We start from the raw sequence: 22,676 nt of genomic DNA, 5'->3' as shown, positions 1-22,676 counted from the left end.
ACCTATTTTACAGTAATTTATAATTTATTACAAGTTTTTATTAAAATGGCCATAATGCACGAAGTATCTTTAAACCCCACGGTGTACGTAATGCATCTGCTTCTTCACCATCTTTTTCATACATAATTTTTAAGTTTGCAATTTGTGAGGAGAGTACACTGTTTTCTGGAGAGATATCATATGGACGAATCACACCACTTACTTTAATCTCTTGGCTTTGTCCATCAATGAGCATCTGTTTGGAACCTTTGATAAAGTAGTTTCCATTTTGGTAGGTTTGTTCAATGATCACAGAAATCGTTGTTTCAAACTTTTCATCAATTTGCTTTTCAGCCGTACCTGAAAATGAAGACTTTGAGCCCACATCAATATTAAACCCTAAATTACTGTTCAACTTCTCTGAGAGTTTATTGATTGTTGAAGAGGGGTTGGTATTGGTTGCATTGGGTCCTGAAACAATTCCATTAAAGCCACCACTTGAATTACCTGTTGTATCTCGACTGTTATCACTGTCGGCGGTTAAAGCTTCATTAATAATGACTTGAATGATATCCCCAATTTGTAGATCTTTTTTATCTGCAAACAGCGACCCTCCTTGACTGGAGTATAAAGAACCTTTTTTATTTTGTGGTCGCTCTTGCTTTTTAGGAATCTGTATCTTCGGTTGTTCAAAATCCAACTCTTTTTGTACGCACCCTGAAAAAAGAACACTCACAAGCATCCCACTTATAAGATATAAAAAAGGCTTACTCTTCACGATATTTACTCTCAATAATCTGTTTTAAATCAATGGCAATTTTTGTATCATTAACCGACGTTTTTACCAATGCCATCACCCCATATCGTACCATCAATGCATCCAAATTTGTTTGCGGATCACATACAATATAAAGACGATTTGCAATAACTTTGATATTTCTTACATGCTCCTGATTTAATAAATCCACCGCAATTTGTGCCTCATTATAAATGATATTTTCAATGGCAGCTGAGCGTTCTTGTTTGAGTTTTTGTTCTTGTGCCAAATCTGCTTTTGCTTGTTCCTCTTGCGCAAATTTCTCACTCATATGAAAATAGTAAGCAATAAACATTGTAACCAATGCAACAAATGATATTACTTTGATGACCATCTTTTTATAACTTGAACGTTTGACTGCTACTATCATGTTTGACTCGCTATTTAATTACAAAGGCTGTGAAGTAGATATTCTTCACACTGTCTTTTTGAAAATCAGTATTCTCTCCAATGGCTTGATTTAACACCGCATTAATCTCTTGAATCAACTCCTCTTTTAAAAGCTCTTTCCCTCCAACAGTTAAAAGCTCTTCAGAGTTTCTTGAACTGATTTGTGAAATCACCACATCAATGATTTCAGCTTTATTCTCTTCAACAAGTTGCTCAATCATCTCATCGGTACTCTTGATTGAAAAAGACAACTTCATCAACTTCTCACGCCCTTTAGCATTGGTAATATTTAAAACCATATCATTAATATCAACTTTAAAATAATCACCTGTTCGTGCTTGAGGCTCTTCTTGCTGGACTGCACCATTTTGAGCAGTTGGATTATTGTTTGAACTGAATGCTCCATTTGAGTAGAGTAAATATCCCCCACCAATGACCACTAAGATTAAAATAACAATGAGTGCAATGAGTGCAATCATCAATCCTTTTCCACCAGATTTCGTCTCTTGTACTACTACTTCTTCATTTTCAGCCATTCTATCTACCCTTTATTTTGTGTGATAATTTTTTAACTTCTCTGTTATTGTTGCAGCGTTTGGAACACTTAGAAATTTCATTAACGTCGTAACGTTTTTTTCTTTGAGTTTTAAGATTATATCAAAAACATCTTCAACTTTTCCCTCATCCATCATTTGATTGAGAATTGCTGCAGCTACTTTTGGTTTCATCTTATTATATATTTTTGCCGTTTTACTTGCTACTTCACCTTTAATGTCTTTGAGAATCTCTTGATTTCTTTTGACAAGCTCCGTGGTCTCTTTTTTCTCTTTTTGAATGGTTGCAAGCAGTTGTTCAAGTTCTTTTTTCTGTTTTTGATACTCTGCTTCTTTGGTGTTGTAAAACTGTGTCAACTCTTTTTTTAATGCATTAATCTCATCTTTTTGTTTGATGTATGACAACTCATCTTGTGGTGCAGATAAAGCGATACTTGCGGTTATAAAAAATAGAATTAAACTTCGTCTCAACGTCTCTCCTAACTTGCAATATATTTACTTTGAACGTACTCTTCAGTAAACTCTTCTTCTTTTTTAAGAAGCTTTTTAAAGGCCTCTTTTTTCTCTTCTTCAACAAGATACTTAAACTGTTCGGTCTCTTTTAGAAGCTCTTTGATCTCTTCATCAATTTTTTCAACCTCTTGTTCAAGCCGGTTTTTGACCATATTAAGTTTTCCAATATGGGCTTTCATCGTATTTTTATGAATTTGTAAAATAGCAAAATCAGAGATGGCACCAAACTTATCTACACTGGTCGTTTCAAGTTTGGTTTGGGTCATAAGTATTTCAGCAGAGAGCTCTTCAATTTTATTTTGTACACGAGCACGTTGTAGAATTTTTTGATCGGTCTGATTTTTCTTTAAATTATAGATTTTTGTAATCATTTCACTGACCTCCAAATTCCAAGATTAAATCCCACAAATCATGTGTATATTGATTCATACTGTCTCCAATCCAAGGCAGGGTAATCAAAATAAACACCGACACCAAAATCATTTTAGGTACAAATGTTAACGAAGCATCACTTACTTGCGTCACAGCCTGAAAAATACTGATCAAAAGACCAATCACCATACTTACAATTAAAGAAGGTAACCCTAAAAGCAAAATAACTTTAACTGTATTCTCAGCAATAGCAAGTAAATCCATGCTTACTCTTTTATCTTAATTGTAATCTCCAAAGTCTTATTATTAAGCAGTTGTGTAATTAATGATGACAAGTCATTAATATTACTGCTGTTTAATTCAACTTCATTGCTGTTTGAGTCTTTATTTGAAGCTTTTGCAGCTGCAGGAGCTGTTGCTTCTGTATCCATACCGTTTAAAGCAGCCAACATTTCATCTTCATTTAAATTATCCAATTCAGAAAACTCATCTGACATATCACTTTCCCCTTTTTGCTCAATTTCTTCTACAACCAGACCAAAATCATCTTCTTCTATTTTTACATCATCGTCTGGTTCAATATCTTCTTTTTCTTCTTTAACTTCATCCAATTCATCCAATGACAGTTCACTGGACTCATCATCTTTATCCAAATAGCTCACCACATCATCGATATCAAAATCATCTTCATCATAGTTATAGTGCAGTGCATCATCTTCTTCATCCAAAGAAGAGTCTTCAATGGATTCAAGTGTTTGTTCTTCTGCTTCTTTATCATACACTAAGTTGGCATTATTCTCTTGAAGAGCTTCATTCAAAGCCTCATAATCATCCACATCTCCATGCTTTTCATTATGGACTTCATCCAATCTTCGCTTGACATGTATTGCAATATCTTCGATGGTGTCAACACTCATATCTCCGATACCATGCTCTTTTAAAAACTCCTCTTCAATCCCATCTTTGGGCTGTAAAAACTTGATTTTATCATTCAAACTGTTTTTACGAAGAATTTTTTCATCATCAATCAAAAAAATATTATTGGGATTATCTTCTATGGCTTGTTTCAACCGTATTACGGAATTAACCTCTTCAATAGAATCGTCCTCTTCAAGCTTAAACTTTATATTTGCATGGTTCAAAACTTCATGAATACTATTCTTAAAACTTTTACTTCCGTAAATATATACAGTCACGCACTACCTTAAATTATTTTTACAATCATTATACCTATATTTTATAAAATTTTAGATAAAATTGACAAAGTTAACTTACGTAAGGTTTTATATTGAGATACATAGCGAGTATTATTTTACTTATTACATCACTTTATGCACAAACAATTAAAGACATTACTTCTGTGGTTGGGATTCGAGAAAACCAACTTATTGGTTATGGTTTAGTTGTGGGACTTGCTGGAACAGGCGATAAAAGTAAATTTACGATGCAAAGTTTGCAAAACTTGCTTCGAAACTCTTATATCAAAATACCTACTTCATCAATTAATTCAAAAAATATTGCAGCTGTAATGGTCACTGCAGATTTGCCTGCTTTTGCACGACAAGGAGATAAAATCCCTGTTAAAGTCTCCGCCATTGGTGATGCCAAATCAATCAATCAAGGAGAACTTTTATTGACCCAACTCAAAGGGGTTGATGGAAATGTTTATGCATTAGCTCAAGGAACCATTCTTTCAGATGACAATGCCACAACAGGTTCAATTTATGATGGTGCGATTATTGAAAACGAAGTGCAATACTCTCTTCAAAATGAAGAGGATATCACACTCAGTCTTTTACAAGCATCTGCTAAAAATGCTGATTTAATAGAGACAAAAATCAATCAACGATTTGGTCAACAACTTGCAAAAGCAGTCGATACAAGAACCATTGTTGCTAAAAAACCCAAAGATATTTCGATAGTTAAATTTTTATCCATTGTTCAAAACATTAACATAGAGACCGAATTTAAAAAGAAAATCATCATTGATATGAGAAAAGAGAGTATAATTGTGGGAGCTGACGTTGAAATCAAACCCGTCACCATCACACGGGATAAATTCACACTGCGTATCAAACAAACCGAACTCAATGATACGCAATGGAAAGACCCAGCAGTCAATTCAGGAAAAGATATTGGAGATGATGCCAGACTGGATCATAAACCTGCTGTTGTTAATATCGACAATGCCTTATTAAATACTAAGAAACAACCCACTGTTGCCGATTTAATGCGTGCCATGAAAGTGATGAAACTACCAATGAGCGATATCATAGAGACACTTAAAATGATTCGTGACATGGGTGCAATTGATGTAGAAATGGAAATTAGAGGTTAATATGGCTGAATTTTTAAGTCAAGATGAAATTGATGCACTTTTAGATATCGCTGAACAAGGCGAGGATATTGATGGAGCGGAAGAAGAGCAGATAGTCTCTAAAGAGAAGAATTACTCGATTTATGATTTTAAAAAGCCCAATCGTATCTCCAATGAGCAGTTTAAAGCCTTCTCAACGCTTCACGATAAAATGCTTCGAGACCTTATTACGGATCTGTCAGCAATGCTTCGTAAAATTGTGGATATCAAGCTTTACTCTATTGAGCAAATGACCTATGGAGAGTTTATCCTCTCTATCCCTCAACTCACCTCGCTAAACACACTCTCACTTAAACCACTTGATGGTCGGATTGTTGTTGAATGTAACCCTGGTATTTCTCACAAAATCATTGCAGAACTTCTTGGAAGTGGTGCCATTGCAGCAAGTGATAACCTAGATAGAGAACTCACAGAGATTGAAGTAGAGATTTTTGAACACTTTTATAAAGTACTGGTGACCCACATGCAAAAAGCATGGAATGAAATCACACGAATCAATTTTAAGATTGAATCACGTGATACCAATGCCAATGCTATCCAAGTTATTTCAGACCACGAAATTGTTCTTTTAGTGGTACTTGAAATCACGATTGATGAAGACTCAGGGTTTTTATCTATTTGTTACCCTATTTCATACATTGATATGCTGTTGCATAAAATTGTTGAGAAAATCTTCTCAGAGGGGCGAAATAAAAAGGTGAGTAAAAAACGAGATATTACGACGTTGATTTCTGGGGCAAAAATGCATATTGATGCCATTATGGCAGAGACGGAACTCAATGTATTTGATATACTCAACCTTAAAAAAGATGATGTCATTGTCTTTAATAAAAATGCCACATCCCCACAAGCGAAACTCTATATCAATAAAAAAGAGAAGTTTTTATCTATAAGTGGTCTTTCAAATGGCCGAAAAGCAGTACAGATTAAAGCCAATATTGATCATGAAAAACAAGAGACATTAGAGATGTTACGCACAATGAGAGAAGAGCGTAATGAACAACAACAACGACAAACTGAAACCGTTAAAAAACTGCTTGAAGAGAGAAATAAATTTTAAGTCTTAGTTTGTAAAATTACAAACTAAGCCAAACTCCAAGAGAGTGTTTGTCCTGCATACATAGGAACAACCATTTCCCCTTCACCACTGTAATTTTCTGGTACTAAAAAAGGCTCTTTTACTAATGTAATCTCTTTTTTAGGTGGTGTTATGCCATAAATATTCAATGCATTATCACTGATGAATGCTTGAAGATTATCTAACTTACCGTGCGTTTCAAAAAGCCCTGCAAGTATCTGTAAAGCGATAGGTGCTGTAAAAACTCCAGCGGCGCATCCGCATGCCTCTTTTTTATGTTTAGGGTGTGGTGCAGAATCACTTCCAAACATCACTTTAGGGTGAGCATTGAGTGCCACTTTCACTAAAGCATCTCGGTCTTCATATCGTTTTGCAATGGGTTTACAAAAAAGATGGGGTTGCAACATTCCACCAGCAACATCATCAAGAGTAATTAGAAGGTGTTGAACGGTAATCGTTGCATAAAGATTCTCATACTTATCAAGTAACTCTACAGCATCTTTTGTAGTGATGTGCTCCATGATGATTTTAAGCTTTGGAAAGTTTTGAGCCAAGCTTTCATAAATGGGCATAAACTCTTTCTCTCTGTCCATCACAAAACCATTGGTTTCACCATGTACACACAATGGAATTCCTAAATCACTCATGGCCTCCAATGTAGGTCGTAATGTCTCAGAATCAATCGATGAAACACCGGTTTCAGAGTTGGTTGTAATTCCTGCAGGATAGAGTTTAATTCCAATAATATGCTCTTTGACTTTTTCTAAAAAAGCTTTGTCATATTGTTGGAAAAAAAGCGTCATGTACGGTTTAAAATCTTCATATGAAGCTGCATCCAAAATACGTTGTTCATACGCTTTTAATGCTTCAAAAGTAGTTACAGGAGGTACAAGATTAGGCATTACTAACGCTCCGCTGAATGTCTGAGCAGTCAATGGAGCAACCAATTTAAGCATCGCTTCATCACGAAGATGAAGGTGCATGTCTAAAGGAGTATTCAGTGTCAACGAAGTAGCCACTAAATTGCTTCCTCATCTTCTTCACCCGTTCTAATACGTACCACTTTTTGTACGGATGTAACGAAAATTTTACCATCACCAATTTTTCCTGTTCGAGCAGCATCAGTGATAATTCGAATGGTTTCATCCACACTTCTTTCATCTACAATCAATTCAAGTTTGATTTTTGGTAAGAAATCAACCACATACTCTGCTCCTCTGTAAAGCTCAGAGTGACCTTGTTGTCGTCCATAACCCTTTACGTCTGAAACGGTCATACCCGTAATACCTGCTTCCGTTAAAGCATCCTTTACGTCTTCAAGTTTAAATGGTTTGATAATTGCTTCAATCTTTTTCAATGTAAATCCTTTATTTGATGAGTTATTTTAACAAAATTTTTTTAAATTCTTTATTGGTTCATTAGAATGCGCGTTTAAACTCAGGATACGCTTCTAAACCACACTCTTCTACATCAAGTCCTTGCATCTCTTCATCATTAGCCGCTCTTAATGCAAAAAGTTTATTAATAATAAACAAGATAACAAATGATACCACAAATGCAAACACACCTACAACAATCACACCTTTTAACTGACCTAAAAGTGTAATATTATCACCATTACTTGCAAAAATTCCCACGGCAAGTGTTCCCCAAATACCATTGACCAAATGAACAGAAAGTGCACCCACAGGATCATCGATTCTTAACTTATCAAACAGTGGTACAGCAAATACAACCAATGCCCCACCAATCGCACCAATAATAATTGGTTGATAAATCGTATACAAATCAGGTCCTGCTGTAATTGCAACCAAACCACCTAAGGCCCCATTTAGAATCATTGTAATATCCAGTTTTCTGTATTGTACATACATTAAAAGACCCACCACAATTGCTCCAGCAAGTCCAGCTGTATTGGTATTCATAATTGTCAACGCTACTGCATCGGCACTCTCTTTAGAAGCAATTGAACCTACACTTCCGCCATTGAATCCAAACCATCCAATCCATAAAAGAAACGCTCCTAACGTTACTAATGGCACATTTGATGCAGGAATAACACGAACTCCACCCTCTTTTGGATAACGCCCTTTTCTTGAACCAATGATTAAAATGGCAGCCAACAGTGCCCAACCACCAGTACTGTGAATAACTGTAGATCCAGCCAAATCGTACATACTCAATTCAAGCATGGTTCCTTCAAGCATATTTGCTCCCCATGTCCAGTTCACAATGATTGGGTACAACACACTTCCCATAATCACTGTAAATAGTGCCAATGGAAGCACTCTTGCACGTTCACTCACACCACCACTCATGATATTCACAACTTTTCCTACAAATGCCATTTGAAATAGAAAGGCTGCCCAAGCACTCATGCTGTCACTTCCAAAATCTCCAAATGCAATGGAGTACCCAATGAGTAAAAACCCCAATGATGCTACTGCATAAATCATGGTATTGACCATCAATACTGTTGAAACATTTTTTGTTCGAACCAATCCTGCTTCAAGCATTGCAAAGCCTGGCACCATAAAAATAATGAGTGTCATCGCAAATAGCGTAAAAAAAGTATCAATGACATAATTCACTTCTGTTAAATCCATAAGACTCCCTTTGTCTGTTTTATATAGAATGTATTATAGACTTTTTCTGAACTTCTAAAAAGGGATTGGTTATTTATTTTTTATACAAATGTGAGAACTTATATTGTATAGTAAGTTTTTGAGTGTATATTTTTTAAACAGTCAAAAGAGAGGAGCCTCTCTTTGACTTGATTTTATTCAATCAACAAGGAAATGTCAAACCAAAAGCTTATACCGCTTCGCTTCCAGTTTCACCTGTTCTGATTCGAACAACGTTTTCTACATCCGTAACAAAGATTTTACCGTCACCGATTTTCCCCGTTTTAGCAGCTTCCACAATGGTTGCAATTGTTTTATCTACTTCATCATCATTAACAATCAGTTCAATTCTGATTTTTGCTAAAAAATCAACAATATATTCAGCACCTCTGTAAAGCTCTGAGTGACCTTGTTGTCTTCCGTAACCTTTAACGTCAGTTACAGTCATACCTGTAACACCACTTTCAACTAAAGCTTCTTTTACATCTTCAAGTTTAAATGGTTTAATTACTGCTTCAATCTTTTTCATACTTTATTCCTTAATCTTATTTTGTATTCAAGTTATTCAAAAAAGCGAATTACGCTTTTTTGAACTCAGGATAACACTCTAAACCAGTTTCATGAATATCTAAACCAGTTACTTCAGTCTCTTCATCAACTCTTAATCCAACAATTAAGTCAAGGATTTTCCATACGATGAATGATGCTACGAATACAAACACACCGATTACAACAATACCTTTAATTTGAGCTAAAATTGTAACATCTGGATTAAAAATACCCACTGCAATTGTTCCCCAGATACCTGCAACTAAGTGAACAGAAAGTGCACCAACAGGATCATCAATTCTTAATTTGTCAAAGAATGGTACGGCTAATACTACAAGGATACCACCAACGATACCTTCAATAAACGCAACCATCATACCTAAGTCTGGACCCGCTGTACAAGAAACAAGACCTGCTAAAGCACCATTTAAAACAAATGTTAAATCCACTTTTTTATAAATAATTTGAGTTAAAATTGCTGCTGCAATCGCACCTGCTGCTGCTGCCATGTTTGTATCAGCAACAACTAACGCAATACCTTCGATGTCTGCTTTTGAACCTAAAGCCAGTTGTGATCCACCATTGAATCCAAACCATCCCATCCATAAGATGAATGTACCCAATGTAGCAAGCGTTAAATTTGAACCAGGAATTGGTTTTACTTGACCATCTTTACTATATTTACCTTTTCTAGCACCTAAGATAAGAACACCTGCTAACGCAGCCCATCCTCCAACAGAGTGAACAATTGTTGACCCTGCAAAGTCAGAGAAACCAGCAATGATTCCACCTAATTCAGATCCACCCCATGTCCAGTGACCTTGTAATGGGTAAATAACACCACTTAATACAACAACGAAGATTAAGAATGGCCACAATTTCATTCTCTCTGCAATTGTTCCAGAAATAACTGAAGCTGCAGTTGCTACGAACATTACTTGGAAGAAGAAGTCTGAAGCTGCAGGATAAGATGCATCTGCACCTGTTGTCATATCCATGATTGCAAAGCTTCCCATGAAAGCTCCACCTTCACCATACATAAGTTGATAACCAACAAAGTAATACATTACACAAGAGATTGCAAATAATGCAATGTTCTTAGTTAAAACCGTTGCGTTATTTTTACTTCGGGTTAATCCCGCTTCTAACATAGCGAACCCAGCCGCCATCCACATAACTAAAATTCCTGATACTACAAACAGAAATCCGTTAAGAATAAATCCTACATCAGTAAAATTTTCCATACTCGTCCTTTTTGAAATTTAATCTGTTCAAATTGTAATATAAAAAATATTCATTGGGAAGTGACTTATTGTATAAAAAATAAACAATAAATTATTTTTTTAACTTCTTCTGAATATTGTATAGTTTATAGTCAGTACTAAATAATAATTTCTATTAAGACATGATATACTTTTGCGTATATATAAATAATGTAGAGATTTTATAAAGGAGAGTGATGAAAGAGTATTTAAACATATACGAAAATCATAAAGATAAAATTGAAGATTTCATTCACGAAAGTTTGATTAATATCGGTGAACTTAAAAAATTAGAGAAAGGAAACTATAAAGTGCTTTTTTCACTTTTCCCTTCCTTGGAACTGGTTTATTCTGTAGATAAAAACAATCAAGTACAAACCTCACCTAATTATTATCGATATAAACTTGATGAGAGTGCACAAGATCACGACCGAAGTTACCTCTTTTCTAAACTGCACTTCAAGCAAGATGATATCGCTTTCTCTTCTGTGTATGTCAGCAGTGCAACAAGAAACAACTGCATTACTGCAACGGTCAAAGATGGGGATTCGATTATCTTTTTAGATTTTAACATTGAAATTTTACTTGAAAAACTCAATCTCATAGAGTTTAACAAACCGTTTCACACCGTGACCAAGGCTTTTTATGCATTGGCTGGGTTTTCAATGGGATTTTTATCCTTGTTTATTATTTTGTATGCCATGTATGAGTTTGTCACCCACTTTTTATTGGGACATGACTTTGCGTTGGATGCGATATTTAAACCCGTCATTGCATTGACGCTGGGAATTGCTATTTTTGACTTAGCAAAAACCATTTTGGAACAAGAGGTCTTTTTCAAATCCTATTCACAAGATTCAAGAGTGGAAACCAAAATGATTACCAAGTTTTTAATCACCATCATCATTGCATTAAGTATTGAAGCCTTGATGGTTGTATTTAAAATTGCCCTTAAAGATTATGATAAAATGGTCAATGCTCTTTATCTGATCTCAGGGGTATCTTTAATTATCATTGCGCTTTCACTCTTTATTTATTTGACCAAACGTCCAAGTAAAAAGTAGTTTAATTGACAATTTTGTATAATGTGCCATTCTATGCCAAAGAAGTAACTGGAGTTTTATAACATGCAACAATTCATAGCGGTATCTCCCGCTTCAAAAGAGATTCTCAACTCAGCAACCCTTTTAAAAACACTGGGTGTTCATGCCTTGATTTCAGGTTCCATAGGTACAGGTAAAAAAACCCTTGCTTCATATATTACTCCTGAAGCAAAAATCTATAACGCCAATGAACTTCAAAGAGACATTGCAGATAAAGTAATGCACATCAGCCATGAATCAATCATTGTAGAGTGTATTGAAGATATCACCAACATTGAGCTCTTTTTAAAATGGGTCGAAGAGAATGACATTCGTGTCATTGCCACCTCACTTAAAGATGATTTGAACAACAGACTCAAAGATTTTTTCAGTATTACACTGTTTATTCCCAATTTAGAGAGCCGTAAAGAGGACATCAAACCTTTAGCCAATAAGTTCTCTGCAGAAGCCATGCAGATTTTAGGGGCAGAAAAAAAACCTGAAAAACTCATTATCAACACCTCCCAAAATGCAATCAGCTTACGAAAATCCATTTACTTTTCGTATCTGTTTGAAAGCATTGGTGAAAATGAAATCATGATGTTGATGGAGAAGTTTATGCTTGATAATATGGAAGGGGAAAACTCTTATAGAGACTTCCTTTACCTTTTTGAAGCACCGCTGCTTCGTGCAAGTCAAAAGAAATACAAAAGTCAATTGCAGATGTCAAAACATCTGGGATTAAACCGAATCACCCTTCGAAAAAAGTTGGAAATGCATAAAGAGCTATTGTAATGACAGATTTGAATATCCAAGTTGAAGACTTGATTGAAAAAAAAGCAAATGACTTTGAGATATCAAAAGTATTTAAAACACACCTTAAAGCGTATTTAAACTCCATAGATACACAGTTTGATGAAAACGGTGGCAAAGAATTTTTTGTACAACACACCAAAAAAATTGACCGTTTTCTTATAACCCTCTATAAATACATGTTGCGAAAATATTTTGGCTCTTATTTGCCAATGGGAAGTTCTATTCCGATTACACTGATTGCTCTTGGAAGTTATGGACGAGAACAACTCTGTTTATACTCGGACATTGATTTGATGGTTCTGTTTGAAGATATTCCAGGATACAACCTGAAACCCATGATTCAAGAGTTCATCACATTTGCTTGGGATTGTGGACTGAAACTGGGTTCACGAGTACATGAGTTGCTTGATGTTTCCAGTTGTGTACAAGAAGACATCACCATTAAAACCTCTATTTTAGAATCACGTATGATTTACGGTTCGAAACATTTGTGGTATGGTTACCAAAGTGTTTTAAAACAGATTCGACGAACCAATCAAAAAGCCTTTGTTTTAGAAAAACTGGAAGAGCACAAACAACGTCTTTTAAAATACCCTCTTAAAATGGAACCCAACATCAAAGATGGTTATGGAGGCATGAGAGAAGCCAACATGCTTTTTTGGATTGCCAATATTTTGTATGGGGTCGATGATGTTAAATCCTTAAGCGGACAACTTTTCAGTGATGAAGAGTATAAACGATATCGAATGGGATTGGAGTTCATCTTCCAAGCTCGAAGTATTTTGCACACCATCTCTAAGAAAAAACTCGATCAAGTCAACTTTGATGTAATGCCAGAGCTCAGTTTAAAAATGGGGTTCAGTAATACACCCCGTCTGACAAAAGAGAGACAGTGTGTTTCAAAACTCTTTAATGCCTTGCATGCCATTCATTTTTTTACAACGGTGATGGTTGAAAAACTCACACGAAAAATGCATTTAGAACCTCATCGATTAAGTGCTTTAAAAAAGTCCAGATTTTCAAAAAACCTTTATGTGATTGATAACACACTGTATACCTCTTTTAACAACCGTCCCAAAGAACTCAAAGCGTTTCTCAATGAGTTATTAAGTCTGCCTGAATGCATTGAGAAGTTCGACCGTGCATACATCTATTATGCAAGTAAAACACAACTTCCTAAAAAACAGACTCATGAACACAAAACATTGATTAAACAGTTGCTGTTTCAACCAACACTCTATCCTATCATTAAACTTTTGTACAACAGCAGTCTGTTTCAAGCCATTATCCCTACCACTAAAAAAATTATCAATCAACCGCAATTTGATGGTTATCATCAACAACCCGTTGACATTCATTCGATTAACACCTTAAAGTTTGTCGAAGATATTCAAGACCTTTTTGTTAGAAATATCTATGATAACTTAACACTTCATCAACAATCCATGGCTAAACTGGCGGCACTCTTTCATGATGTAGGCAAAGGTCGACAAACAGACCATCACATTTCAGGAGAAAAGCTCTTTAAAAATATGGCCAGAGCCTATGGCTTTTCAAAACAAGAGACCTCCTTGATTGCACGACTCATTCGATACCACAACCTGATGAGTAAAGTCGCCACCAATGAAGACATCTATTCACAAAAAGTCATTTTGGCTTTTACAGCGAATATGAAAACGAAACTGGCCTTAGACATGCTCTATGTGGTAACCTATGCCGATATTTCAGCAGTGGGAAAACATATCTATAACAGTGCCACAGCCACACTTTTAAAAGAGCTCTATTTACAAAGTTTGCCGGCATTTGACAATGAAGAGTTGCTCAATGAAAGCGCTCGTAGAGTGGCTAAAATCAACAGTATTAAAAAACTGCCTGCATATAAAGAACTCTCAGCGATTATGAAGAAAAAAATCAGCTACATTGCTTCAAACCAAATTTTTTTACAACTTAAAGCCAGTGACATTTTAGATTTGGCCATTCGAGCAAAAACAGTCGAAGACTACACCTATAAAATCATCAATGATGAGACTCTGACCATACGAATTATTCGAGCCATTCCTTTAAACTTAGGATACCTACTTGGGAAACTGGAGTTTTTAAATATTGTCAATATGCGTATATTTAAACTCTTTGATGAGAAGAAGTGTTTTGAAGTTATTTTCAGTGAAAAACTCGATGAAGGAGATTTACTCTTTATTGAAGAGATTATTCAAAACTCATTTGATATGACCAAAAATACACGTCATATCATTCCCCAAATTAAAAAAAGTGAAATAGAGATTGATTGCAATCATACACAACAATTGGCCTCAATGAAAGTAAAAACAAAAGACCAAAAAGGACTTTTAGCCTATATTGCAAAAGTTTTTGATGACTTTAATATTGAAATAGAGAGTGCCAAAATCTACACCAGTCGTGGCAAAGCACGTGATCTATTTTTAATTGAAAAAAATGGAAACTTTTGTGCTAATGCTGATGAAATTGTCGATTTAATTTGTAACCACACTCCAAACAACCATTAAGTAAAAGTTGCAGATAATGTAGAAGCTTATACTTTTGCATTGCCTGCAAAAATGATAAATGCTCCCAGTATTGCGACACTCGCCCCTATAATATCCCAACGATTAAAACTCTCTTTTTCAACCAATATCAACCATATAAGCGAAGCTACGATATAAATACCTCCGTAAATGGCATAAACTCTCCCAGCATGTTCTACATCAATTTTGGTTAATACATAGGCAAAAAGCATTAATGAAATGACCCCTAAAGCTACCCACCACGGTGTTTTTTCAAGCCTAAAATACAACCAAAAAGCAAAACAACCAAAAATCTCAAAAAAAGCGGCTAAGAAAAATAAACCCAAATTAATTATCATATTTTAGTCCTTAAGCAATTGTACAATCTCATCCACGCTTAAAAGTTTTCCACTACTTTTAACGACACCATCAACAACCAATGCGGGTGTACTCATCACACCATAATTCATGATTTCAACTATATCTTCTACTTTACTAACCTCATGAAAGCCTCCTATTTGTACTACAGCTTGTTTGGCGGCTTCTTCTAAGGTTGTGCACTTTGTACATCCTGTTCCTAAAACTTCTATTTTCATCTCTTATCCTTTTTATAAAATCATATTAAATACAAATCCCACCAATAAAATGGCACACCCTACAATTCCAAAAAATATACCTATAAGTTTCATACTTAAAACACGTTTTAAAATCATTGCTTCAGGAAGGCTCAGTGCCACGACTGCCATCATGAAACTCAGTGCCGTTCCTAAAAGCATCCCTTTTTGCGTAAGCACTTCAACCAAAGGTAAAATACCTGCAGCATTAGAGTACATAGGAATTCCCATAAGTACCGCCACCATTGGGGCATACCATACATCTCCTCCAGCATATTTACTGATGAAATCTGCAGGAATATATCCATGAATAAAGGCCCCAATTCCAATACCTATAATGACATAAATATAGATTTTTTTAAAAATATCCATGGTATATTCCCATGCCTCTTTGAATCGTTGTTGCAACAATATAGTTATTTCCATCGAACCGTTGCAACAGCTGTTTATGGGTTTTACTTCAATTAAAACCTCTTTTTCTAACTTCATCGTTCCTATAATGAGTCCTGAAATAATAGCTATGAGCAATGCAAACCCAATATAAAGCAGAGTAATTTTCCAACCAAACATTGAAAACAATAAGGCAATCACCACGGCATCACTTAAAGGCGCTGAAATAAGATATGAAAAAGTGACTCCCAAAGGAATTCGAGCTTGTAAAAAACCTAAAAATAAAGGAATGGCACTGCATGAACAAAAAGGCGTCAGCATGCCAAAAAATGCAGCAAAGATGTGTCCTACGAACCTGTGTTTTCCCACTAAATAATCACGAATTTTCTCAACAGGAAAATAACTTCGTAAAAAAGTTACGAAATAAATAATCGTAATAAGAAGAATAAAAATCTTAATCGTATCATAAATAAAAAAGTGCAACGCTTTCCCAAAGTGAGTTAACTCTCCTATTCCCAATATCTCAAAGACCAATATCGCACTTACATCAACAAGCCAATCAAACATCTATTTTAACGCCTCAACCACTGCTGGAAGTAACACCTCTTCTATCTCTTTATAGGTTTGTTCAAACGCATCAAATCCTTTTCCGTCTGGGTCTTCAAAACCGACATGAATCACTTTAACTGCTTTGGGGAACATGGGACAAGTCTCATTGGCATGATCACACACGGTGACAACCAAATCATAAGCATTATCCAACACGGTATCAATCGTTTTTGAGTGGTATTCTTCTTTCCAGATGCCTTTTTGTTCCAACAGTTTTTGCGCATTGGAATTCACATGTCCACTTGCACGTACTCCAGAAGAGTCTGCCTGCACTCCCTCTAACTGGGCATTAATTAAAGCTTCTGCAATGATGCTTCGACAACTGTTCCCTGTACATAAAACCAATACTTTTTTCATCCTAAAACTCCTATTCCTTCCAATAAAATTTTAAATGCCAGTACAATCAATATGGCTCCACCTAAAAACTCTGCTTTATCTTCTAAAAATCCACCCAACATCTTTCCAATATAAACAGCAATAATACATAAAATAAAAGTAATCCCAGCAATAAGTGAAACAGCATACCAAATTGGGGTGTCATCAAAAGAGAAGGTGATCCCAATGGCCAAAGCATCAATACTTGTAGCGATGGCTAAAAAAAAGAGTGTTTTGTTTCTTAAATCACTGACTTCCTCTTCAAAATCCTCTTCCATGGCCTCTTTAATCATTCGATACCCCAAGAAAATTAGTATTGCAAATGCCAAGTAGTGGTCAAAACTGTCCACAAATTTCGCAAACATGCTTCCTAAAAAGTATCCAATTAAGGGCATCAACCCTTGAAAAAAGCCAAAAAAGAGTGCAATTTTCAGTGTGGTTAAAAAATCAATTGTCCGATATTTGCTCCCACTGGCAATCGATACAGCCACACTGTCCATGGCCAATGCAATCGCAATTAATATAAGTTCCATTATTATCCTTAAAGTGCTAATAATACAAGTAACAATACGGGTGGAGTTATCAATAAACCAAACTTACTGTATTGTAAAAATGATATTTCCACCCCTTTTTTTGCCAATACATGCAACCAAAGCAGTGTTGCTAAACTTCCAAATGGGGTCATCTTTGGTCCCAAGTTACACCCTATGATATTGGCATACGCCAACGCTTCATTGGAGATATTTTGCAACGCTATGTCCATAACCATCACCGTTGGCATATTGTTCATAATCGCACTTAAAAAGGCACTGATAAATCCTGTACCAATAATAGCAACGGTCTCATTTTGTCCATTTAAGTATTTCAATACCACGGTTATGTACTCTGTAAGACCTGCATTTTTAAGTCCATACACCACAATGTATAAACCTATACTGAACCACACCACCTGCCAAGGTGCTTCACGAATAATTTTTTGTGCTTTGATTACTTTAAACTGCTTTGCAATCATTAGAAAAGTCAATCCTCCTCCCAATGCAAAGAGTGATACGGGTAAATCATACGCATCACCTATAAAATATCCCACGAGTAAAACTGCCAAAAACATCCATGATAATTTAAACAATTTTTCATTTTTAATTGCACTCTTAGGCTCCTTTAGCAAACGAATATCAACTTGCTTTGGAATATCTTTATGTAAAAACAGATATAAAAAAACAATGGATACAATCACACTCACCACATAAGGCAACCACATGTTCATCAAATACTCTACAAACCCAATATCAAAATAGTTTGCTGTTACAATATTAGTCAAATTAGAAAAGACAAAAGGCAACGATGCACTGTCACTGATGAATCCACCTGCAAGTAAAAAAGCGACAATGGTTTTGATATTGAGTTGTAATATACGCATTTTTGCTAACAGTATGGGCGTTAAAATCAATGCTGCACCATCATTGGCAAAAAGTGCGGAAACAAAAGCACCCAATACAATCGAGTAAATAAACATTTTCAATCCACTGCCATGTGAAAGTTTGGCCATTTTTAATGCACACCACTCAAAAAAACCAATCTCATCTAAAACCATAGAGAGAATAATAATTCCTATAAAAGCCAAAGTTGCATCCCACACAATTTCTGTGACCACTTTTACATCATCAAAAGTGACAATACCTAAAAGAAGAGCAACTATGGCTCCTATAACCGCACTTGTACCTATTTGTATATTTTTAGGTTGCAATATGACCATCAATAAAGTCAAAGCAAAAACAACGGAAGCCAGTATCATTATAAAGTACACCCCTTTTTATATTCTGGTAATTCAATGGACAAACAGGATATCTCTTTTAAAACTGATTGCCTAAAAACATCTAAAGGGGAGCGAATACTGTAATACGCCCACCGCCCTTCACGTTTAACTTTTAAAAAGCCTCCCTCTTTTAATATTTTAAGATGTCGCGAGATACGCGATTGAATCATATTAAAAGATTGTTCAATATCACAAACACATACCTCTTCATTTTGATTTATAAAAGCAAGTATTTTGATACGTGTCTCATCATTGATTGCACCTACAGTATTTAAAAAAAGTTCCATTATGCCTCTTTTTGTTTTTTAAATCATAGCGATTTTTTTCTTATATATCAATATATCTTTATATATTAATATTTATAACATTGCTTTAAGGTTAAGGAAATATAATTTTGATTATAGTTATCATTTTTATATAAAGAGTACACATGTCAAAAAATCAAATAGAAAACAATATCACTTTTGATGAATATATCGTGAAGTTTCGTGGACTTATCAGTAATTAGGGTTAAATACTTCTACTCAAAGAGAGTATGTCTTAAAAGTCTTTTTTAATACTCATGAACATCTCAATGCAGATGAAATCTTACAAAAAGTCAAAGAAGAGTACAATGTCAACATCTCCATCGCAACTGTTTATCGTATCTTAACCTTTTTAGAAGATATGCATATCATTCACTCTTTAAGCATTGAAAATGAAAATGTGAAACGGTATGAACTCACTTTTAAACCACATCATGATCACTTGGTCTGCCATGAATGTGGTCAAGTTGTAGAGTTTTACGACAGTGAACTGGAACGACTTCAAGAACTCATTGCTTCAGAAAAAGGCTTTGAACTCAAAAGCCACAATATGGTTTTATATGGTATTTGTAATAAATGTCAAACAAAATAGCTTCTCAACGGTACTTTTTTTGCATTTAAGTTAAAACACAGAATATTTTACTATAATTTTAATATTCATTATCATTATTAAGGAATAAAAATGCCATTTATTTTACCCGTAGCTGCTTTAATAACAGTTGCTTTAACTTATGAAACAGGTAAAAATGCCAAACGTAAATTTGAACGAAAAAGAAAAAGAAAATCTGCACTTTAATATTTAACTTTTAGTTGTGCTATAATCTCATAATTCAGATAAAGGAAGATTATGGGATTAGCATTTAAAGCACTCATTGGTGCAGTGATGGTTATCATCATGGCACTTCTAGCAAAAAGCAGAAACTACTACATTGCAGGCTTAGTACCACTTTTCCCAACCTTTGCACTGATTGCCCACGCCATAGTAGGCATCGAACGAGGTCCTGTAGAATTAAAGACCACCGCTCTGTTTGGAATATTCTCTATCATCCCTTATTTGGCCTATCTTTTAAGTGTGTATATTTTAGCTGAAAAGTATGATCTTTGGATGAACTTAATGATTTCAACATTTATTTGGATTATTTTTGCAGCCATTTTGATTGTTGTTTGGCAGAAGTTGGTATAAAACAGAAGAGAGGTTCTTCTGTTTTAGTGTGTTATTATAAAGAGGCTTTTACTCTAGCTACTACTGATTCAACGGTGAAACCGAACTCTTTAAAGAGTTCATCAGCTGGACCACTGGCTCCAAATGTATCCATTCCAATCACCTCGTCCGCAAATTTATAGTACTCCAGACCACGTGCAGCTTCTAACGCAAATACTTTTGTAGATGAATCAATCACAGCATCAATGTATGATTTATCTTGCTCTACAAACAGATCAAAACAAGGCACAGAAACAATGTTTGCTTTGACACCCTCTTTTTCTAATTGACACCCTGCTTTAAGTGCCAACATCAATTCACTCCCACTGGCCATAATAGTAACCGTTGCACCATCTCGTTTTCTCATAAGGTATCCGCCGTTGCTGACTTCACCAAAATCTCTTTTTGGTTTAAGTGTCTCTAACCCTTGTCGAGAACAAACAAATGCACTTGGTGCATTCATTTTAAGAGCAGTTTTCCAACACGCCACATTTTCAGTTGCATCTGCAGGTCTGAATACATAAAAGTTGGGTAACGCTCTAAACTGAGATAAGTGTTCAATTGGTTGGTGTGTTGGTCCATCTTCACCTACACCAATAGAGTCATGTGTCCAAATAAAATGTTGTGGAATATTTGCCAACGCTGCAATTCTTGCAGCGGGTTTTAAATAATCAGAGAACACAAAAAATGTTGCAGAGAATACTCTAAAAAGTCCATACAAGTTCATCGCATTACTCATTGCAGCCATTGCATGCTCTTTAATTCCAAAGTGAATGTTCTTACCCTTTGGAAAATCACCCATCTCTTTAAGTTCTGTTTTGTTTGATGGTGCTAAATCGGCACTTCCACCAATAAACCCAGGTACTGCTTTTGCAATTGCATTTAAGATTTTATGGTTTGAATCTCTGGTTGCAGTTTTAGGTACGTCAGAAAAATCTGGATACTCTATAGCATCAAAATCTGGATTTTGAAGTGCCTCAATTTTTGCTTTTACTTCTTGAGTTAATGCACTGTTCCATGCATCTTCAAGTGCTTGACCACTTTGTGTTTTATCAAAAGCTGCTTTCACATCATCAGATACTACAAATGAAGCCTCAGGATCAAATCCTGCTTTTATTTTTGACGCTTTAATCTCATCAACGCCTAATGGCGCACCGTGTGTGTGATGACTGCCTTCCATCGTAGCTGCACCTTTTCCAATAGCCGTATTGGCTTTGATGAGAACAGGTCGTGATGCGTTTTTTGCTTTTGCAAGTGCAGCATCTATGACTCTGTGATCATGTCCATCAATCTCCAACACTTCAAAGTTCATCGCTTCAAATCGTTGTAATACATCTTCATCCCAAGCAATAGAAGTATCCCCTTCAATGGTGATATTATTTGAATCATAAATAATCACTAAGTTATCAAGCTTTTGGTGACCTGCCGTTGAACACGCCTCATATGAAATACCCTCTTGTAAATCTCCATCTCCACATAAGCAGTACACTTTATGATTGATGGTCTCTTTCCCTAAAAGGTTTTGTGCATATTTAGCAGCCCATGCAAAACCAACGGCATTGGCAATTCCTTGTCCCAAAGGTCCCGTTGTAATTTCTACACCATGTGTATGACCAAACTCGGGGTGACCTGGAGTTTTAGAACCACTTTGTCTGAAATTTTTCATATCTTCTACTGAGACATCAAATCCCCATAAGTGAAGCAATGAGTATACTAACCCCGTTGCATGTCCACCACTAAATACTAAACGGTCTCTGTTTAACCATGAAGAATTATTTGGGTTTACATTTAAATGTTTGCTTAATACTGTTGCAATATCAGCAAGACCCATTGGTGCACCTGGGTGTCCGCTGTTTGCTTTTTGCACCATATCCGCTGCTAAGAAACGAATCGTATCGGCTTGTTTTTGATAAATATTTTCTGACATAATATTCCTATATTCTATAACTTGGTTTTTTAAGTAATTGCGATTATATCCAATTTTATATTAAACTACTTTTTAGACCATTTCTTGGTGTTTGAAGTTAACTTCTAAAAGCTTACGGGTGCATTTAAATATCCTCTATTTTTATATAATCGATACTCAATTGTATAAGATTGATTTTTTTATATTTAAACATCAATGAGTTTATTTAAATTTTAAATAACCATCTTATTGTGTAAACAGACTCTTTGGTCTAAAAATGATTTAAGTTATATTACTATAATAATAAGGGAGTCAAATGAGGAAAAAGGAGAAAAAATGAGGTAAAAAAAAGCCATTAACAAGTCCATCGAAGAGATAGGTTTGTTAAAGGCTAAAAGATAAATAAATACTCAAAGCTGGCAGCGGCTTACGTTTCCACACCTGAAAGGTGCAGTATTATCAGCGATGAAGTGCTTGACTTCCAGGTTCGGAATGGAGCTGGGTATTTCCACTTCTCTATAGCCACCAGCA

At 35.4% G+C, this 22,676-nt stretch carries 26 protein-coding genes, 1 rRNA gene and 1 pseudogene; 7 read left to right on the top strand and 21 right to left on the bottom strand.

The window, feature by feature from the left end; all coding sequences use genetic code 11:
• Nucleotides 1-40 precede the first annotated feature (40 nt).
• Genes CRV04_RS08135 through CRV04_RS08105 form a run of 7 tightly spaced genes read right to left on the bottom strand, consistent with a single transcriptional unit; the run spans nucleotide 41 to nucleotide 3,821 of the window.
• Nucleotides 41-721, bottom strand: a complete 681-nt coding sequence (locus CRV04_RS08135) for a flagellar basal body L-ring protein FlgH (protein WP_128996499.1) — start codon at nucleotides 719-721, stop codon at nucleotides 41-43.
• A 25-nt stretch (nucleotides 722-746) separates the two neighbouring features.
• Entirely contained in the window at nucleotides 747-1,166 is a 420-nt protein-coding gene (locus CRV04_RS08130; protein ID WP_128996347.1) for a hypothetical protein, read from the bottom strand.
• A 10-nt stretch (nucleotides 1,167-1,176) separates the two neighbouring features.
• Nucleotides 1,177-1,722 carry a flagellar basal body-associated FliL family protein gene (locus CRV04_RS08125; protein ID WP_128996346.1) on the bottom strand — a complete coding sequence of 182 codons (546 nt, stop codon included), beginning with the start codon at nucleotides 1,720-1,722 and terminating at the stop codon, nucleotides 1,177-1,179.
• A gap of 12 nt (nucleotides 1,723-1,734) precedes the next feature.
• Nucleotides 1,735-2,211: a MotE family protein gene (locus CRV04_RS08120; RefSeq protein ID WP_128996345.1), complete on the bottom strand. Its 477-nt coding sequence runs from the start codon at nucleotides 2,209-2,211 to the stop codon at nucleotides 1,735-1,737.
• Nucleotides 2,212-2,219: 8 nt separating this feature from the next.
• On the bottom strand, nucleotides 2,220-2,624 hold the full coding sequence (locus CRV04_RS08115) for a flagellar FliJ family protein (protein ID WP_128996344.1): 405 nt from the start codon (nucleotides 2,622-2,624) through the stop codon (nucleotides 2,220-2,222).
• A 1-nt stretch (nucleotide 2,625) separates the two neighbouring features.
• Nucleotides 2,626-2,889, bottom strand: coding sequence for a flagellar biosynthetic protein FliQ (locus CRV04_RS08110; RefSeq protein WP_128996343.1), 264 nt, complete (start codon nucleotides 2,887-2,889; stop codon nucleotides 2,626-2,628).
• Nucleotides 2,890-2,891: 2 nt separating this feature from the next.
• Nucleotides 2,892-3,821, bottom strand: coding sequence for a hypothetical protein (locus CRV04_RS08105; protein ID WP_128996342.1), 930 nt, complete (start codon nucleotides 3,819-3,821; stop codon nucleotides 2,892-2,894).
• Between the two features lie 92 nt (nucleotides 3,822-3,913).
• On the opposite strand from CRV04_RS08105, the gene CRV04_RS08100 reads away from it, so the two are divergent.
• Nucleotides 3,914-4,963 carry a flagellar basal body P-ring protein FlgI gene (locus tag CRV04_RS08100; protein ID WP_128996341.1) on the top strand — a complete coding sequence of 350 codons (1,050 nt, stop codon included), beginning with the start codon at nucleotides 3,914-3,916 and terminating at the stop codon, nucleotides 4,961-4,963.
• Nucleotide 4,964: 1 nt separating this feature from the next.
• A complete protein-coding gene (gene fliM, locus CRV04_RS08095) occupies nucleotides 4,965-6,062 on the top strand; it encodes a flagellar motor switch protein FliM (protein WP_128996340.1) in 1,098 nt (365 codons plus the stop codon).
• Nucleotides 6,063-6,085: 23 nt separating this feature from the next.
• On the opposite strand, the gene pyrC is transcribed toward fliM, so the two are convergent.
• From pyrC to CRV04_RS08070, 5 genes are all read right to left on the bottom strand, one after another.
• On the bottom strand, nucleotides 6,086-7,099 hold the full coding sequence (gene pyrC / locus CRV04_RS08090; RefSeq protein ID WP_128996339.1) for a dihydroorotase: 1,014 nt from the start codon (nucleotides 7,097-7,099) through the stop codon (nucleotides 6,086-6,088).
• Entirely contained in the window at nucleotides 7,099-7,437 is a 339-nt protein-coding gene (locus tag CRV04_RS08085; protein ID WP_128996338.1) for a P-II family nitrogen regulator, read from the bottom strand. Before CRV04_RS08085 ends, pyrC begins: the two co-directional genes overlap by 1 nt.
• 61 nt (nucleotides 7,438-7,498) lie before the next feature.
• Nucleotides 7,499-8,686, bottom strand: coding sequence for an ammonium transporter (locus tag CRV04_RS08080; protein ID WP_128996337.1), 1,188 nt, complete (start codon nucleotides 8,684-8,686; stop codon nucleotides 7,499-7,501).
• A gap of 208 nt (nucleotides 8,687-8,894) precedes the next feature.
• On the bottom strand, nucleotides 8,895-9,233 hold the full coding sequence (locus CRV04_RS08075) for a P-II family nitrogen regulator (RefSeq protein ID WP_128996336.1): 339 nt from the start codon (nucleotides 9,231-9,233) through the stop codon (nucleotides 8,895-8,897).
• 49 nt (nucleotides 9,234-9,282) lie between these two features.
• The gene (locus CRV04_RS08070; RefSeq protein WP_128996335.1) at nucleotides 9,283-10,497 is read right to left on the bottom strand and encodes an ammonium transporter family protein; all 1,215 of its coding nucleotides are present in this window, start codon (nucleotides 10,495-10,497) and stop codon (nucleotides 9,283-9,285) included.
• A gap of 215 nt (nucleotides 10,498-10,712) precedes the next feature.
• Between CRV04_RS08070 and CRV04_RS08065 the strand changes: the two genes are divergently transcribed.
• The 3 genes from CRV04_RS08065 (at nucleotide 10,713) to CRV04_RS08055 (ending at nucleotide 14,935) form a co-directional block, all read left to right on the top strand.
• The gene (locus tag CRV04_RS08065) at nucleotides 10,713-11,579 is read left to right on the top strand and encodes a hypothetical protein (RefSeq protein WP_128996334.1); all 867 of its coding nucleotides are present in this window, start codon (nucleotides 10,713-10,715) and stop codon (nucleotides 11,577-11,579) included.
• A gap of 63 nt (nucleotides 11,580-11,642) precedes the next feature.
• Entirely contained in the window at nucleotides 11,643-12,392 is a 750-nt protein-coding gene (locus CRV04_RS08060) for a DNA-binding transcriptional response regulator (protein WP_128996333.1), read from the top strand.
• A complete protein-coding gene (locus CRV04_RS08055; protein ID WP_128996332.1) occupies nucleotides 12,392-14,935 on the top strand; it encodes a [protein-PII] uridylyltransferase family protein in 2,544 nt (847 codons plus the stop codon). The genes CRV04_RS08060 and CRV04_RS08055 overlap by 1 nt, the downstream gene beginning before the upstream one ends.
• A gap of 26 nt (nucleotides 14,936-14,961) precedes the next feature.
• Here the strand turns inward: CRV04_RS08055 and CRV04_RS08050 are convergent, their stop codons facing one another.
• From CRV04_RS08050 to CRV04_RS08020, 7 genes are read right to left on the bottom strand one after another with little or no spacing between them, the layout of a single operon-like run.
• Entirely contained in the window at nucleotides 14,962-15,291 is a 330-nt protein-coding gene (locus CRV04_RS08050) for a YnfA family protein (RefSeq protein ID WP_128996331.1), read from the bottom strand.
• Between the two features lie 3 nt (nucleotides 15,292-15,294).
• Complete coding sequence (locus tag CRV04_RS08045) at nucleotides 15,295-15,528, bottom strand: thioredoxin family protein (protein ID WP_128996330.1); 234 nt, start codon at nucleotides 15,526-15,528, stop codon at nucleotides 15,295-15,297.
• A 12-nt stretch (nucleotides 15,529-15,540) separates the two neighbouring features.
• Nucleotides 15,541-16,503 carry a permease gene (locus tag CRV04_RS08040; protein WP_128996329.1) on the bottom strand — a complete coding sequence of 321 codons (963 nt, stop codon included), beginning with the start codon at nucleotides 16,501-16,503 and terminating at the stop codon, nucleotides 15,541-15,543.
• Nucleotides 16,504-16,902, bottom strand: coding sequence for an arsenate reductase ArsC (locus CRV04_RS08035; RefSeq protein WP_128996328.1), 399 nt, complete (start codon nucleotides 16,900-16,902; stop codon nucleotides 16,504-16,506).
• On the bottom strand, nucleotides 16,899-17,453 hold the full coding sequence (locus CRV04_RS08030) for a manganese efflux pump MntP (RefSeq protein WP_128996327.1): 555 nt from the start codon (nucleotides 17,451-17,453) through the stop codon (nucleotides 16,899-16,901). Before CRV04_RS08030 ends, CRV04_RS08035 begins: the two co-directional genes overlap by 4 nt.
• Nucleotides 17,454-17,461: 8 nt before the next feature.
• Nucleotides 17,462-18,712 carry an arsenic transporter gene (locus tag CRV04_RS08025; protein WP_128996326.1) on the bottom strand — a complete coding sequence of 417 codons (1,251 nt, stop codon included), beginning with the start codon at nucleotides 18,710-18,712 and terminating at the stop codon, nucleotides 17,462-17,464.
• The gene (locus CRV04_RS08020; protein ID WP_128996325.1) at nucleotides 18,712-19,020 is read right to left on the bottom strand and encodes an ArsR/SmtB family transcription factor; all 309 of its coding nucleotides are present in this window, start codon (nucleotides 19,018-19,020) and stop codon (nucleotides 18,712-18,714) included. The genes CRV04_RS08025 and CRV04_RS08020 overlap by 1 nt, the downstream gene beginning before the upstream one ends.
• Before the next feature lie 232 nt (nucleotides 19,021-19,252).
• Between CRV04_RS08020 and CRV04_RS08015 the strand changes: the two are divergent.
• Nucleotides 19,253-19,630 (top strand): annotated as a pseudogene (locus CRV04_RS08015) (Fur family transcriptional regulator); the annotation flags it as partial.
• Nucleotides 19,631-19,885: 255 nt separating this feature from the next.
• Nucleotides 19,886-20,221 (top strand): GlpM family protein, encoded by a 336-nt coding sequence (locus CRV04_RS08010; RefSeq protein ID WP_228126511.1) that lies wholly within the window; start codon nucleotides 19,886-19,888, stop codon nucleotides 20,219-20,221.
• A 34-nt stretch (nucleotides 20,222-20,255) separates the two neighbouring features.
• Here the strand turns inward: CRV04_RS08010 and tkt are convergent, their stop codons facing one another.
• Both tkt and rrf read right to left on the bottom strand, forming a co-directional pair.
• Nucleotides 20,256-22,166, bottom strand: a complete 1,911-nt coding sequence (gene tkt, locus CRV04_RS08005; protein WP_128996323.1) for a transketolase — start codon at nucleotides 22,164-22,166, stop codon at nucleotides 20,256-20,258.
• Between the two features lie 393 nt (nucleotides 22,167-22,559).
• Nucleotides 22,560-22,675, bottom strand: a 5S ribosomal RNA gene (gene rrf, locus CRV04_RS08000).
• Nucleotide 22,676: the final 1 nt, after the last annotated feature.

This window comes from Candidatus Marinarcus aquaticus, from assembly GCF_004116335.1.
Lineage (GTDB): Bacteria > Campylobacterota > Campylobacteria > Campylobacterales > Arcobacteraceae > Marinarcus > Marinarcus aquaticus.
The sequence above is the reverse complement of the archived record's forward strand: the minus strand, read 5'-3'. Positions and strand labels throughout refer to the sequence as shown.

What these genes read in the sequence shown, in the direction of transcription:
- CRV04_RS08110 (WP_128996343.1), bottom strand. Translation starts at nt 2,889, where the DNA reads ATGGATTTACTTGCTATTGCTGAGAATACAGTTAAAGTTATTTTGCTT.
- CRV04_RS08040 (WP_128996329.1), bottom strand. Translation starts at nt 16,503, where the DNA reads ATGTTTGATTGGCTTGTTGATGTAAGTGCGATATTGGTCTTTGAGATA.
- CRV04_RS08080 (WP_128996337.1), bottom strand. Translation starts at nt 8,686, where the DNA reads ATGGATTTAACAGAAGTGAATTATGTCATTGATACTTTTTTTACGCTA.
- CRV04_RS08025 (WP_128996326.1), bottom strand. Translation starts at nt 18,712, where the DNA reads ATGATACTGGCTTCCGTTGTTTTTGCTTTGACTTTATTGATGGTCATA.
- CRV04_RS08010 (WP_228126511.1), top strand. Translation starts at nt 19,886, where the DNA reads ATGGGATTAGCATTTAAAGCACTCATTGGTGCAGTGATGGTTATCATC.
- CRV04_RS08135 (WP_128996499.1), bottom strand. Translation starts at nt 721, where the DNA reads ATGCTTGTGAGTGTTCTTTTTTCAGGGTGCGTACAAAAAGAGTTGGAT.
- CRV04_RS08060 (WP_128996333.1), top strand. Translation starts at nt 11,643, where the DNA reads ATGCAACAATTCATAGCGGTATCTCCCGCTTCAAAAGAGATTCTCAAC.
- CRV04_RS08115 (WP_128996344.1), bottom strand. Translation starts at nt 2,624, where the DNA reads ATGATTACAAAAATCTATAATTTAAAGAAAAATCAGACCGATCAAAAA.
- CRV04_RS08035 (WP_128996328.1), bottom strand. Translation starts at nt 16,902, where the DNA reads ATGAAAAAAGTATTGGTTTTATGTACAGGGAACAGTTGTCGAAGCATC.
- CRV04_RS08055 (WP_128996332.1), top strand. Translation starts at nt 12,392, where the DNA reads ATGACAGATTTGAATATCCAAGTTGAAGACTTGATTGAAAAAAAAGCA.
- CRV04_RS08125 (WP_128996346.1), bottom strand. Translation starts at nt 1,722, where the DNA reads ATGGCTGAAAATGAAGAAGTAGTAGTACAAGAGACGAAATCTGGTGGA.
- CRV04_RS08075 (WP_128996336.1), bottom strand. Translation starts at nt 9,233, where the DNA reads ATGAAAAAGATTGAAGCAGTAATTAAACCATTTAAACTTGAAGATGTA.
- CRV04_RS08045 (WP_128996330.1), bottom strand. Translation starts at nt 15,528, where the DNA reads ATGAAAATAGAAGTTTTAGGAACAGGATGTACAAAGTGCACAACCTTA.
- CRV04_RS08065 (WP_128996334.1), top strand. Translation starts at nt 10,713, where the DNA reads ATGAAAGAGTATTTAAACATATACGAAAATCATAAAGATAAAATTGAA.
- CRV04_RS08030 (WP_128996327.1), bottom strand. Translation starts at nt 17,453, where the DNA reads ATGGAACTTATATTAATTGCGATTGCATTGGCCATGGACAGTGTGGCT.
- CRV04_RS08070 (WP_128996335.1), bottom strand. Translation starts at nt 10,497, where the DNA reads ATGGAAAATTTTACTGATGTAGGATTTATTCTTAACGGATTTCTGTTT.
- tkt (WP_128996323.1), bottom strand. Translation starts at nt 22,166, where the DNA reads ATGTCAGAAAATATTTATCAAAAACAAGCCGATACGATTCGTTTCTTA.
- fliM (WP_128996340.1), top strand. Translation starts at nt 4,965, where the DNA reads ATGGCTGAATTTTTAAGTCAAGATGAAATTGATGCACTTTTAGATATC.
- CRV04_RS08050 (WP_128996331.1), bottom strand. Translation starts at nt 15,291, where the DNA reads ATGATAATTAATTTGGGTTTATTTTTCTTAGCCGCTTTTTTTGAGATT.
- CRV04_RS08130 (WP_128996347.1), bottom strand. Translation starts at nt 1,166, where the DNA reads ATGATAGTAGCAGTCAAACGTTCAAGTTATAAAAAGATGGTCATCAAA.
- CRV04_RS08020 (WP_128996325.1), bottom strand. Translation starts at nt 19,020, where the DNA reads ATGGAACTTTTTTTAAATACTGTAGGTGCAATCAATGATGAGACACGT.